Below are 10,830 nucleotides of genomic sequence, written 5' to 3' on the forward strand. Positions count from 1 at the left end.
TGCACGGAGGGGCACCAACTAAGCTGTTCAAGCCCGTTCTAAAGCGTTCGCAACCGTCCGCGCCGTGACCGACACCCCCGGAAATAGGCCATTCCGCGTACATCGGTGTTCGTGACCGTTTGTTCTCATCCGATCGCAGCCGCCCGGTTTGTTGGTATTTTTGTTGGTATCGTGTTGGTATCGAGAGAACAAACGTTCACGACGACTTTCGCTATTCCGGACGCAGGAATTGAGCAGATGGCCCGCAAGAACGATGGCGCGTGCGCCAACCTAAAACTGATCAGGACCGACGTCGACTGCCACGGCGCCCGACCAAAATACGATAAGGGCGCGTGGAGCCCCGCCACGATTTCCGATGTGACCGGCGGCGGTCTCTACCTCTTCGTCACGCCGGACCAGAGCAGGCCCGGCAACGCTGCCTCCAAGCTCTGGCGGATGGCTATCGCATCCACAGCCGTAAGAAAACCTACTCCATCGGCCCTTACGGCAACGGCAAGGATGGCAAGTTCTCGCTCGCCGACGCGCGGCGCGAGCGCGACAAGGCCAAAGACCTGCTCAAGGAAGGAAAGACCCGAGCACCGAGAAGCAGCTCGACAAGCACAGGCTGGCGGCCGCCCGGCCTTTCGAGCAATTGGCCGATGAGTGGCTCGCGAAGAAGAAGGTGGAGAAGGTCAAACGCGGCAGGATCGACCACTGGCTCGATCCCAAGAAGGTGATGTTGATCAAGGGAAGCGCGCAGGAGGGCGTGCGGGTGGGGTCTGAAGCGGATTGCGCGGCAGCTGGGGTGCAGCCATCACGCGGTGAATGACTACTTGGTGGCGGGCGGGGTGAAGGCGTTCAAGTCGCCTGAGCGCCCGAAGCGGCTCGACGGTCACGCTGGCCGCCCCTTGTCGCCTTGAACTGACGATTTACGTGATCCAGCGGGCATGGCGCGGCCTTGTCGCTGATCGTGGTCGTGGCCGGGTTTGCCGCGGATGTAGGCCACCGCGCCTTTTCCCTAATTCACTTGCGTAGACTGTCCGGACCCTGACGCCTTGCAACCGACACTCCGATCTTTTGTATCGCATCGGCCAACGCTACGCTGGCGTTGCGAACAGTCAGCGAAACTTCGCGCGCCCGCGGCTCAAATACAAGGATGGCCAGCGCCACAGCTGCCGCTGCTTCCGGCAGGTTTGAATGGCGTGAATTAACGAGAACGTCTGAGATTTCACGGGCCAATTCGGCATAATTCGCAGTGTCCGACAGATTATCGCTGGACGCCGCGCTAGCCAAATCAATCGACATCTCCAAGTCTACTTCGAGGAACTGCAAAGCCACTCCGCCAGGCGGACCGATTTGCGCATGCCCCCCCAGACCCCGCAGAAATATCTTGTCTACCTCGAGAGACAACTCGGCACACCTGTCCACTGCCTGGGCCGCGCACTGTCTTGTGGGTCGTCGACATTACTAGGAACGGCGATGGATGCACCACTCCTTCGACAAGACCGGCGGAACGGGCCATGTCTGCCATAAGTTACGCCCCTGCGTTCCCATTTCGCAAAGTCCAGAGCGCGAAAGCGCAGCCTGTGCTCGTGCGCAAGCCACTCCAGCCCGTCCATGACTTAGCATTCAGCCAGATTGACAGCGAGACCTCCGAGCGAGGTCTCCTTGTACTTCGATTGCATATCTCTGCCTGTCTCTCGCATCGTTGCGATCACCTTATCGAGAGACACCACGTGTTTCCCGTCTCCCTGAAGAGCGAGAGAGGCAGCACTGATTGCCTTTATCGCGCCAAACGCGTTACGCTCGATACAGGGAATCTGAACGAGCCCACCGATGGGATCACACGTCATCCCGAGGTGGTGCTCCATGCCGATCTCAGCGGCATTCTCAATCTGCTCGTTTGTCCCCCCCAAGACCGCAGCCAGCCCGGCAGCAGCCATCGAACAGGCGACACCTACCTCTCCCTGGCACCCCACCTCGGCGCCAGAGATCGACGCATTCATCTTGAAAAGCGCCCCAATGGCAGAAGCCGTTAATAGAAACCTGCGCAGTCCGTCGGGGTCTGCTTCATCGCAGTGATCGCGGAAATAGCGAAGAGTTGCAGGAATTATGCCGGCGGCACCATTCGTCGGCGCCGTAACTACACGGCTCCCGGCAGCGTTCTCCTCATTGACCGCGATCGCGTAGAGGCTAACCCAGTCCATCATGGCATGCTGAGCCCGATTGTTCGAACTGGAGGCTTCCCGAAGTCGTCGATGTAGCGAGGGTGCTCGCCTCCGCACTTCGAGCCCGCCAGGAAGGTTGCCATCAGTGGCCATGCCGCGATCGATGCACGACATCATGACTTGAATTATCTGATCGAGCTTGGCTTCCACTTCTTCGCGAGGCAGTCGCGATAGTTCGTTCGCCATCACCATGTCTGCGATAGAGATACGCGCTGAAGCAGCCATCGCGAGAAGATCGCGCCCCGATCTGAATGGATATGGCACCTCGTCCTCGGAGTGCCCCAAGGGCTTCCCGATATCGTCTTCCAAGACAACGAAACCACCACCTATAGAGCACCATCGCTCGTGATGAAGCGGTTGCCTATCCGCATTCACCACCGTTAATGCCAGGGTATTGGGATGATGAACTGCCGGAGTGACGCCATCGAATACGACATCGGATTCCAACTCAAAGGCGATTGAATGACTTCCACCAAGACGTAGCGTTCGCTCCGATCGTGCTGTAGCTACAATCCTGTCGGCCTCGTCGGGGTCCACCGTTTCCGGAAGCTCGCCAGCGAGGCCGAGTATGACCGCCTTGTCGGTACCGTGTCCCTTGCCTGTCCAGGCAAGCGAACCGTACAGGTCGACTCTGACGCGAGCAACTCGCGACAGTAGTCCGGCAAGCCCCACGCGTTGGACAAAATGCGCCGCTGCCTTCATGGGGCCGACCGTATGGGAGGACGATGGTCCGATACCGACTTTGAAGAGCTCGAAAATTCCGATCATCGATTTTGCTCGATCACGTCGGGTGATCGGACGAGACTTTCTGGCAAGCTTCGTCCAGAGGACTCCAGACACAGGTTGAAAACGAGCGCCACACTGGCCTTGAAAAACATCTTGCTCCGGCCGGGCGCGAAGGGTGGGCGACACCGCATGTCCTTCCTGCCGCATAGATCGCTTCTCATACGCGCGTCCGTATCCCATCGGCATGTTTGCTTCGAACCCGAGTTCTCCCGTATACGACACGGAACAACGGCGTCGGGATTTCGCAAATTGGCCCCTTACGGACACTCATCTCTGGCAAAGCGACCGGCGGCATGTCGGGATTTTGCACTATGGCCTCTCGAACCTGCAGGCGTTCGAAGCTTGGACGGCGTTTAGGGCTGATCTCTGGGTGGTTGAGGTCATTCGTCTGCAGAAGGTCCTCCACGAATGCGAATGACACGAGCAACTCCGGCTGCTGCGATTGTTACGTGAAAGCGGGTCAGTAGACATTCCTCGACAACGCCGTCGTCCACAACGAAACCATCCCCAAACGAGGTCTGCCACCCAACTCGTGTGAGCTCAACTTCAGGCGACAACCCAGCCATTCCTGTAAGCCAACAGTAATGCGGTCTGAAGGCGAAGTTCGCTGATTTCGGACCAAACAATTCCGCAATTCTGCGTTCGATTGTCAGGATGCGCAGCTTATCGCCCGGCGAAGCTGTCGAGACAATTCGTGCGAGTGCGATCGTTCAAAGCTACCAATCAGGCGCAGAATTTCGAGGAAATGGGGGCGCGCCAAAGTGAGGCGACCGCAAACTAGAGGACACAAACGCTGGGCAACCGTTGCGTTTGGGTTCCTTGCCGGAAGCACACTTCGCGCTTCAATCGCGCGAGTGGGATGACATTGCATGCCTTGCACCAAGCTCGATCCGAAGATAACTATGTGCCCACTACCGATAGCACAATTTACGGCCATACATGATTCGTCACATCGACCAGATTGTCGAAGGCCTAGGCTCACCGCAATTCCACATGCAAGCCGGACAGAGGTCGCCCGCAACTGCAAGACGGACCAGCTCGGGACCGATATTGATGTCGTGGTCTATGGTGAGTTCGACAACGAGACGGAGCTCGCAGCTTACAGGGCGCATGATCTCTACCGGGAAGCGACTTAGGCGAGTACGACTACTCAGAAAACGTTTCGCGGCTGATTACAACGTATCGTCTGACGCGCGGTGCGCGTTGACTCTCAAGTCATAACGGCGACTGCGCGCACCACGTGCACAAGTAAGGGTCAAACTGGCAATGGATCTCAGGACCTCTTGGGTCTTTCGCCTGGGCGAGGATCTCAAACAGCGCGCCTCTCAACACCACGCCCGCCGTCGCTAACTGGCAGCCCGATGCACGTCCGCGAACTACAGTGGATCGAGCCCGTCAGCGCGATGCGGCGCCTGGCGCGTCGAGCGCACCTTACGTTCTTCGATAGCGCCGCGAGGCATGAATCACTTGGACGCTACTCATTTTTGGCCTGCGACCCATTCATCACTTATGTGGTCAAGGATGGCCAGGCGAGTTGCAATGAATGGGCTCTCGATCGCGATCCATGGGGAGCCCTCCGCACCCTGCTCGCGAGCTTTCCGCAAGAGCATCGCCCCGATCTCCCTCCCTTCCAGGGAGGCGCGGCCGGGTTCTTTGGCTATGATCTGAACAGGACATTGGAGCGGTTGCCGGCACCTACAATCCTTGGTCAAAGTCTGCCGCAGGCCATCCTCAATCTATATGACGTGGTCGTCAGTTTCGATCATCGTGACGACAGATGCTGGATCGTTTCTACCGGATGGCCGGAGCGTGATCCTGCGCGGCGGGGCGAGCGCGCACGCCGCCGAGCGGATGAGTTTGCAGCGCTGCTTGCCGGTCCAGAGGCACCGCTGAGTAACTCCCTCAGCATATTGGGCACATGGCATTCGAGCTTCAGCCGTGAAAGTTACACTGCGGCCGTACAGCGTGTTATCGATTTGATTCTGGCTGGGGATGTCTTCCAGGCGAATATTGCGCAGCGTTTCAGCGCTAGGCTTGCCGATTCGTTCGATCCCATCGCCTTCTACTGCCGGCTACGATCATTAAATCCCGCTCCCTTTGCCGCTTTGCTACGCTACGGCAAGCTGACCATTGCGTCGAGTTCGCCGGAGCGGTTTCTGAAGCTTGACGCACAACAGGTCGAAACGCGCCCCATCAAGGGCACGATTGCGCGATCCGCCGATTTCAGGGAAGACCAGCGTCGCGCTCAGTTCCTTCTGGCGTCCGAAAAGGATCGCGCTGAAAACACGATGATCGTCGATCTTTTGCGTAGTGATCTATCACGTGTTTGCACTGCGGAATCGGTTGAACTTTCAGCGTTGTGCGAACTCGAAACGTATGCCTCGGTGCACCACCTCGTGTCCGTCGTTACGGGCGAGATTGCCTCAGACCAAGACGCCGTATCCCTCCTTCGAGCTTGCTTTCCCGGCGGCTCCATTACCGGGGCACCGAAGGTCCGAGCGATGCAAATCATCACAGAAATCGAAGGTGTGGCACGAAACGTTTACTGCGGGGCAATCGGCTTCATCGGCTTCAACGGACACATGGACACAAATATAGCGATCCGCACTGTTACGATCGATGACGGACTCGCCGCGTTTCACGCTGGTAGCGGCATAACTGCAATGTCGAAACCAGAGGCAGAATACGAGGAGACTCTCGCCAAAGCGCAGCGGATCTTTGACGCATTTCATGCTGATTCTTTCGGTGTATCTTGATCGTTATCATCGATAACTACGACTCATTCGTCTTCAACATTGCACGCTATTTCCGCAAGCTGGGTGAAGCGACGGAGGTAATTCGGAACGACATGATCAGCGTCAGCGATCTTGCTGGCCTTAAGCCGGACGCAGTTGTTATCTCCCCCGGCCCGGGCACGCCGATGGAAGCCGGAATATCTACTTCCGTGGTTCGTGAGCTTTCCGGCCGCGTCCCAATTCTCGGCATCTGCCTCGGACACCAGTGTATCGGGACCGTCTTTGGCGGACGCGTGACACGTGCACGTCGCCCTATGCACGGCCGGTCCTCGTACGTAACACATGACGGACGCGGCCTGTTCAAAGAACTTCCCTCGCCATTGCGCGTAGGGCGCTATCATTCCCTTATTGTAGAGCTCGATGAGTTACGCGCGCCACATCTTGCTGTGACGGGCCGCTCGGGCGAAGGCGAGATCATGGCCGTCGCACATCATCATCACCCAACTTATGGCGTTCAGTTCCATCCGGAGTCGATATTGACGCAGGAAGGTTATGCGCTGCTCAGGAACTTCCTGCGAGCCGGGTAGGCTTCCTAAGTAGTGGATCTGGCACGCGGGAGGACGTCTTGCAGCTACGAGAATCCAAAGCATAGGGTCGCTACATCATTGGGGACGGCCAAGGCGCCAATCGATGACGCCTTGACGTTCGTCCGCCAACTGAATCGACGTCCGCGCGGGCAATGGCAAGGTCGCTATGGCTTGCGGCCCCTAGAGTTATCAATGCCGCATGCGCGGACGTGAGACGACACGAGGTCAAGGGAGGTTCGACCGGTGCTGACAGCTACGTCGCCCGTGATTGAGGCCGGTGCCGGTGCAATGGATGCCCGATTATACGTGACGCCGTTCAGCCGTCGCGTCCCAATCGTGTTGCCTGGCTCCTGATCAAAAGAGAACGCGAGCGTACTTATTGGTGACGTCCAACCAGGCGGAAGCTCGACGCTCAACCTGCACAGCGGACGTATCCACTGATATGATCAAAAAGGGATGCATCGATCACTCTCGACGATCACACATCCGCGCCATGCCCTCCTCGTCGCCGGAATGCGTAGATCGGATTCAGCCCACAATAGGATAAGGTACCGGATGCGGTTGCCATGCACTGGTCATAGGTCGAGAACTGGCAATTGCCCGGATATCCCCAGGTGCGTCCCTGCAGGCAACAAACGTCCTGCCGAGGCGGTGGGAGGAAAGAACGACCGCGCGGAGCGGCGGTCGAAGGCGATCCAAAGCCTACGAGCATGGGAAGTGCAAGCACACCGACGAAGAAAAGGTTGCGCATGATCTAGCCTCGTTAAGCCTTGGGAGGATAGAAAATCTAGAACTGACGTTTTGATCCTCGTCAATAGCAAAACGTTTCGTAATCCGTTCCGCCGATCGCATTCCGAACTATTCAAGCGCCGGGCGCTGTGAGTTTGGAGCAGCATTCCTGCTAATTCTAGAATGGATTGCATTTTTCAAGCGTGAGGAGCGTGCGTGGGGCGGAAATCCTATGGCGAGGGAGCCTAAGCCCTCTCGCACTGGCGCAATAAGCCGGTTTCGGGACGGCCGCAGAACGGCGCGCTTAGCAACAAGCTAAAGTGGAACATCGGCCATCAGGTACCTCGCGAGCGCGCATCGCTTGACATGAGCAACTTGAGGGAGCCCGGTAGGGCTCACGAAGATTCAGTGAGCTTGAGCTCTCATTTCGTGATCGGCCTGATTCGGCGCAGCAGTAACTCAGCATACTCTTCACGCTCGCGCATAAAGCGCACTTGCTGTTCTTTGAAGCTCTCGACCCGCTTCCTGATCTCATCTCGTTCGCTGCCGCCATAGTCGGGCAGAGTGAGGTCACTCGGGTCGACGACTTTCTTCGACTCGGGCCTGGGCAGCTCGATCTGCACCTTCAGCGATTTGGTGAAGGCTAACGTTTCGGCGACGAGCGCGTCGAGTTCCTTCTTCCAATGATGCATAAATGCCCCCGCGGCACCGCCTGTTGGCCAGCCTGATCCTATCTGCTTATCCCTGAAAAAGGCCGCCGACAACGTCGCCGGCGGCCCTTCGGGTTCAAAATGCCTATCCTGAATGAATGCAGTCCAGCCCCGGCGACAACCATTCCAATCTGAAAGGGCGTCATTTCCCAGTTTTACGTTTCAGAAAGCTTAACGCGGCTCTTGCGGACCTCATTCAACTCGGCGAAATATCGACTGTCTGTCCCCGCGTGGCTGCAATTCCCGGTGCGGGCACAGGGTCGGTACCCCGAAAAGAATTGAGTCAGGCTCTGTAAGCCGTCGTTGGCGCAGGACGAAGTTGCCCGCTGGCACCTATTCGCGATGAGTGGGCTCGGTGCCTCCAGAATGAGTTGCCCCACTCCATCGAACTCTGGACGGTCCCTCTAGTCTCCGCATTCCCGCCACTACGGGATGAGGAGCAGCGCGCCGCACTTCAAATAGCCGAGCATCTGCTGGGATGTCGGGCGGCGCGGGCGCTCGGGAATAGCCGACACCGCCGCGATCCGGCGCGATTTTCAGCATAAGCGTAGTGTCCCGGCGCTGAACGTAAGGTAAGAAGAAAGCGACTCGGCTCGTGCTTCAGCAATTTTAAGCCGCTGTATCAGCCGAGCACATGATCTAAGTTGAAACGTTTATGCAGTCAGCTTCGATGCGGGATACCACGTGCGGGAAATGTTCGCAAATAGCAGCAAAGGGCCACTCTGCAGGCGCGCATGCACCGTGAAGATGAAACTCGGACGAACCCTGCTGGAGCGATGCAAAACACTACCCGCAGGGTTGGCGTGTTCTGCTAAGTGGAGATGAGCTAAGGCCTGATGTCAACGCTGGCAATTTAGTGTTGCTCTGACAGCCATCCTGCAGACGAGCCGCGCACCACCAGCCGCGGATCGGCGGCCGGGCCTGTAGCTCAATGGTTAGAGCCGGCCGCTCATAACGGTCTGGTTCCTGGTTCGACTCCAGGCAGGCCCACCAGTTTCGCTTGTTGTTGGTGGTGGTGGCGGCTGGTGCGAGCTCTCGATACGACTCCCAACAGAATCATAAAGCGGCTCGAAAGCGATAGCGGACCTCTCCTGCTGTTGAGGACACGCCGAGCAATGCTTGAAGTGAGCGCACAAGCACAGTCGCCAACGCGCGGTCGTTCTCGTCCTGAGCTGTCCGTCCGTATCGACTCACAGAGTCTCGTGCGCCCCAAGCCGGTCACTTGGCACGCTTCATCGATCATACAGGTCAATCTCTGGGAATGGTATTTTCTTGGGCTGGCAGACTCCGAAGGTCAAAGCCGCTCTTGTGGCAGTTGACCGCCGTTTCCCTGTCCCTGATTTCGTCGCAAAAAGCTCCACCTTTCACGCCCGTCGGGGATGAGGGTTGGTCGTGCAGGCCGAAAGGTCAATGCGAGCGCATGGACACAGCCGCGTAGGGCAGCGCGCGGCGGCTGGGCTTCGAAAACATTCGGATATCAGCTTCGGCGCGGAACCTTTCTATCGAATTTGGTCCGCCGTTCATTTGTGGCGAATCGGCAGTGAAACCACCACAGTGAAATGCATAAAGGCCCCCCGGGGAGAAGGCAGGTCACAAGGCAGTACCCGCTCATTTCTTTGCTAAATCTTTCGAGATCAGCATGGGTCGGTTCACCGGCGCCATCGGCTCGGCCCCTGAGCGGACCTCTTTGCGAAACGCACCGCTTGCGACGAAACTGGCATCGTGGGAGGCGAATCTTGTAGCTGGTTCAAACCACGGATGCGAGCCACTGCAACGACTGCTCGTTATGGTGGGCAGCAATTCGTACACTCAGCAACGCGTTAGCGGCAACAGGACATTCGGCCAAGTCCAAGCCTCTCAGCGGTGGCCATGCACGTTGCTTGACAGCGTAGACCGGGTTCATTCCGCAATAGGCGTTTGTCCCTGGGCTGGCCATACATTTACCAGAGGTAGAACTGGTAGTGCCCGGATAGCCCCGATCTGCCCCTGCAAGTAGAATAGGTCCTGTCGGGCCGGCGGGACGTATCCCGAATGATTCCGCGGAGCCGCGGTCGAACTCAGCCCTGCCCCAACGAGGACGACGAAGGTGAGCACAACAATAAAGTGACGGCGGCGCATAAGACATCTGCTCCCTTCACCTGCTGAAGGACAGGAGATGATGCGATGTTTTATCTCGGTCAAAGTTTCTGGGTCTGCGGCCCCTTCACCATGCCGGGCGGCGACCGATATGGCACTTTCACATAGCTCACGAAGCCGCAATCCTGCAGGACTGTCCGGAAGATCGCACGAAAGCAACGTGCTGTCTCTCTACTGTAGTGAGAGCTAATGGATTGTTGTGAGGCCACGCACCTTTGCGCTTGTGTTCTGTGCCGGCGCATATTTCCGTTCTGGGTCATACGTTCCGACATTGCCGTAGGCATCCCGACACTTCCCTAACCGACCGCTTTAGTCAGATCCTGCCACCCTGCGGGCCATGGCTGCTAGATTTGGAATGACGGATTGATAAAACCTGAACGGGGTGGAGTTCTTAGAACCATCTTATCGTGCGGCGGCGATTTCGGTACTAGGCTGCTACACAGTGACAAGCCACCTTTTCACTTAACCGCGCACTAATGTCACGAGGGCTTGCGACGTTAAACGCCACTCCCATTCTTCCCAAGAAGAGGTTCACAATGGTCAATCGCATGCAGTTCTACATCGACGGCGCCTGGGTCGATCCTGCCGTCAAGAAGTCCACCGCCGTGGTCAACCCGGCGACGGAAGAGGCGATGTACGAGGTTGCGCTGGGCTCCAAGGCCGACGTTGATAAAGCCGTCGCCGCCGCCAAGCGGGCGTTCGTGACGTTCTCCCAGACCAGCCGTGACGAGCGCGTTGCGCTGCTGGCGAAAGTCATCGAGATCTACAAGGGCCGTCTCAAGGAGATCGGGGCCGCCGTCTCCGACGAGATGGGCGCGCCGCTACCGATGGCCGAAAAGCTCCAGGCCGGCGCCGGCCTTGGTCACCTCATGACCACGCTCGACGTGCTCAAGAACTATCATTTCGAGGAACCGGTCGGCACCGCCATGGTGCTGCGCGA

General features: G+C 57.8%; 10 protein-coding genes, 1 tRNA gene and 1 pseudogene. 7 read left to right on the forward strand and 5 right to left on the reverse strand.

Features of this window, described 5'->3' with window-relative positions:
* Positions 1 to 105 precede the first annotated feature (105 nt).
* Together AC0L3S_RS32525 and AC0L3S_RS32530 are read left to right on the forward strand one after the other, a co-directional pair.
* Complete coding sequence (locus AC0L3S_RS32525) at positions 106 to 642, forward strand: hypothetical protein (RefSeq protein WP_259219464.1); 537 nt, start codon at positions 106 to 108, stop codon at positions 640 to 642.
* Complete coding sequence (locus AC0L3S_RS32530) at positions 632 to 808, forward strand: hypothetical protein (RefSeq protein ID WP_259265536.1); 177 nt, start codon at positions 632 to 634, stop codon at positions 806 to 808. Before AC0L3S_RS32525 ends, AC0L3S_RS32530 begins: the two co-directional genes overlap by 11 nt.
* A gap of 194 nt (positions 809 to 1,002) precedes the next feature.
* Here AC0L3S_RS32530 and AC0L3S_RS32535 read toward each other — a convergent pair whose 3' ends face one another.
* The 3 genes from AC0L3S_RS32535 to AC0L3S_RS32545 all read right to left on the reverse strand — a co-directional run bounded on the left by AC0L3S_RS32535 (position 1,003) and on the right by AC0L3S_RS32545 (position 2,975).
* Positions 1,003 to 1,389, reverse strand: a complete 387-nt coding sequence (locus tag AC0L3S_RS32535) for a dihydroneopterin aldolase (protein ID WP_374762400.1) — start codon at positions 1,387 to 1,389, stop codon at positions 1,003 to 1,005.
* Positions 1,274 to 1,510: a hypothetical protein gene (locus tag AC0L3S_RS32540; RefSeq protein WP_374762401.1), complete on the reverse strand. Its 237-nt coding sequence runs from the start codon at positions 1,508 to 1,510 to the stop codon at positions 1,274 to 1,276. Before AC0L3S_RS32540 ends, AC0L3S_RS32535 begins: the two co-directional genes overlap by 116 nt.
* Positions 1,511 to 1,601: 91 nt before the next feature.
* Positions 1,602 to 2,975: an L-serine ammonia-lyase gene (locus AC0L3S_RS32545; RefSeq protein ID WP_259219461.1), complete on the reverse strand. Its 1,374-nt coding sequence runs from the start codon at positions 2,973 to 2,975 to the stop codon at positions 1,602 to 1,604.
* Positions 2,976 to 3,932: 957 nt separating this feature from the next.
* On the opposite strand from AC0L3S_RS32545, the pseudogene AC0L3S_RS32550 reads away from it, so the two are divergent.
* The 3 genes and pseudogenes from AC0L3S_RS32550 (at position 3,933) to AC0L3S_RS32560 (ending at position 6,315) form a co-directional block, all read left to right on the forward strand.
* Positions 3,933 to 4,214, forward strand: a pseudogene (locus AC0L3S_RS32550) (Dabb family protein).
* Positions 4,215 to 4,354: 140 nt separating this feature from the next.
* Positions 4,355 to 5,749: an aminodeoxychorismate synthase component I gene (pabB, locus tag AC0L3S_RS32555; RefSeq protein WP_259219460.1), complete on the forward strand. Its 1,395-nt coding sequence runs from the start codon at positions 4,355 to 4,357 to the stop codon at positions 5,747 to 5,749.
* Positions 5,746 to 6,315, forward strand: coding sequence for an anthranilate synthase component II (locus AC0L3S_RS32560; RefSeq protein ID WP_259219459.1), 570 nt, complete (start codon positions 5,746 to 5,748; stop codon positions 6,313 to 6,315). The genes pabB and AC0L3S_RS32560 overlap by 4 nt, the downstream gene beginning before the upstream one ends.
* 478 nt (positions 6,316 to 6,793) lie before the next feature.
* On the opposite strand, the gene AC0L3S_RS32565 is transcribed toward AC0L3S_RS32560, so the two are convergent.
* On the reverse strand, positions 6,794 to 7,066 hold the full coding sequence (locus AC0L3S_RS32565; RefSeq protein ID WP_259219458.1) for a DUF3551 domain-containing protein: 273 nt from the start codon (positions 7,064 to 7,066) through the stop codon (positions 6,794 to 6,796).
* Between the two features lie 400 nt (positions 7,067 to 7,466).
* Complete coding sequence (locus AC0L3S_RS32570; protein ID WP_259219457.1) at positions 7,467 to 7,736, reverse strand: hypothetical protein; 270 nt, start codon at positions 7,734 to 7,736, stop codon at positions 7,467 to 7,469.
* A gap of 935 nt (positions 7,737 to 8,671) precedes the next feature.
* On the opposite strand from AC0L3S_RS32570, the gene AC0L3S_RS32575 reads away from it, so the two are divergent.
* Together AC0L3S_RS32575 and AC0L3S_RS32580 are read left to right on the forward strand one after the other, a co-directional pair.
* Positions 8,672 to 8,747 (forward strand) — tRNA-Ile (locus AC0L3S_RS32575).
* Positions 8,748 to 10,426: 1,679 nt separating this feature from the next.
* Positions 10,427 to 10,830 (forward strand): aldehyde dehydrogenase family protein (locus tag AC0L3S_RS32580; protein WP_473283734.1); only part of this gene is annotated, 404 nt, incomplete at its 3' end.

The sequence above is a fragment of the Bradyrhizobium sp. Ken01 genome (assembly GCF_055807355.1).

Coding starts and splice junctions, on each gene's coding strand:
- AC0L3S_RS32540 (WP_374762401.1), bottom strand. CDS start 1,510: ATGGCAGACATGGCCCGTTCCGCCGGTCTTGTCGAAGGAGTGGTGCAT.
- AC0L3S_RS32545 (WP_259219461.1), bottom strand. CDS start 2,975: ATGATCGGAATTTTCGAGCTCTTCAAAGTCGGTATCGGACCATCGTCC.
- pabB (WP_259219460.1), top strand. CDS start 4,355: ATGCACGTCCGCGAACTACAGTGGATCGAGCCCGTCAGCGCGATGCGG.
- AC0L3S_RS32565 (WP_259219458.1), bottom strand. CDS start 7,066: ATGCGCAACCTTTTCTTCGTCGGTGTGCTTGCACTTCCCATGCTCGTA.
- AC0L3S_RS32570 (WP_259219457.1), bottom strand. CDS start 7,736: ATGCATCATTGGAAGAAGGAACTCGACGCGCTCGTCGCCGAAACGTTA.